Genomic DNA, 1,564 nt, shown 5'->3' on the forward strand with positions numbered 1-1,564 from the left:
GCGATCACCGGATCCACCCTCACGGCAACCCTGCCACCCATCTCCTGGCACTGCATCCGCCTCACCGAAGGGACCGTTCAATGACGAACTCCACCTCACCCCTCCAGGCCTCACCACTGTCCCGCCGGACGGTCCTGTCCGGAGCGCTCGGCCTCGCCGGCATCGGCGCCCTGGCCGCGTGCGGCTCGGGCTCGAGCGGCGTGCCCGGCCAGGCCCCGGCCGTCTCCGCGGGCGGCGGCGCCACCGGCTACACCGGCCCGAAGGTCGCGCTGCAGTTCTGGAACGGCTTCACCGGCGGTGACGGGCCCTTCATGAAGCGCCTCGTCGACCAGTTCAACTCCGAGCACCCGAACATCTCGGTCAGCATGAACACGATGCAGTGGGCCGACTACTACGCCAAGCTGCCCGCCGCCGTCACCGCCGGCAAGGGTCCCGACATCGGCATCATGCACGTCGACTCCGTCGCCACGAACGCCGCCCGCAACGTCATCCAGCCCCTCGACGACGTCGCCACCGCCCTCAAGCTGAGCGAGGCCGACTTCGCCCCCGTGCCCTGGAAGGCCGGTATCTACAACGGCAAGCGCTACTCCATCCCGCTCGACGTGCACCCGCTCGGCTTCTTCTACAACAAGGACGTCATGGAGAAGGGCGGCCTCGACCCCGAGAAGCCGCCGATGACCAACGACGAGTACATGGCGGCCCTCGAGAAGATGAAGAGCAAGGGCATCCAGGGCCACTGGGCCACGCCCTTCCCGTTCACCGGCAGCATGTCGGTCCAGTCCCTCATCTGGCAGTTCGGCGGCAACCTCTTCTCCGACGACGCCAAGCAGGTGCTGTGGGCCGACGAGCCCGGCGTCAAGGCGCTGACCTGGTTCCAGGACCTCGTCACCAAGGGCTACTCGGCCGGCAAGATCGCCCAGGACGCCGACATCGTGGCCCTGCAGAACGGCAAGACCGCCTTCAACTGGAACGGCATCTGGACGATCAACACCCTCAAGGAGAAGGGCGACCTCAAGTGGGGCGTCGCCCCGCTGCCCAACATCGGCGGGACGAAGGCCGCATGGGCCGGCTCGCACCAGTTCATCCTGCCCACCTCGCGCACGCCCGACCAGAACAAGCAGACCGCTGCGCGCGTCTTCCTCAACTGGATCAGCACCAAGAGCATCGAGTGGGCCAAGGGTGGTCAGGTGCCGGCCCGCAACTCGGTGCGCGAGTCGCCGGAGTTCAAGGCCCTGAAGGACCAGTCGACGCTCGCCACGCAGATCGACTACCTGCACTTCCCGCCGCCGGTCGCCGGCATCGGCGATGCCATCCCGGAGTTCGAGAAGGCCCTCAACGCAGCCATCCTCGGCGGTCAGGACCCGAAGACCGTCCTGTCCGACGCGGCCGGCCGCGCCACCAAGATCCTCGAGGCCAACGCGAAGAAGTACGGCGGCTGACGTCATGGCTGTGACCGTCACACAGCCGCGGAGACCCTCCTCGGGAGCGACGCCCGCGCCGGGCGGTCGCCGCTCCCGAGGGCGGACTGCGAGCGTCCACGGCTCGCGCTGGACGCCCTACCTCT

1 protein-coding gene is annotated in these 1,564 nt (G+C 68.4%); it reads left to right on the forward strand.

Features of this window, described 5'->3' with window-relative positions; all coding sequences use genetic code 11:
- Positions 1 to 80 precede the first annotated feature (80 nt).
- Positions 81 to 1,439 (forward strand): ABC transporter substrate-binding protein, encoded by a 1,359-nt coding sequence (locus ABD194_RS19190; RefSeq protein WP_343994462.1) that lies wholly within the window; start codon positions 81 to 83, stop codon positions 1,437 to 1,439.
- The last annotated feature ends 125 nt before the right edge of the window (positions 1,440 to 1,564 follow it).

Origin of the sequence: Terrabacter terrae (genome assembly GCF_039529575.1) — a bacterium.
Lineage (GTDB): Bacteria > Actinomycetota > Actinomycetes > Actinomycetales > Dermatophilaceae > Terrabacter > Terrabacter terrae.

Bases quoted from the DNA above. Each gene is read 5' to 3' on its own strand.
- ABD194_RS19190 (WP_343994462.1), top strand. From the start codon at position 81: ATGACGAACTCCACCTCACCCCTCCAGGCCTCACCACTGTCCCGCCGG.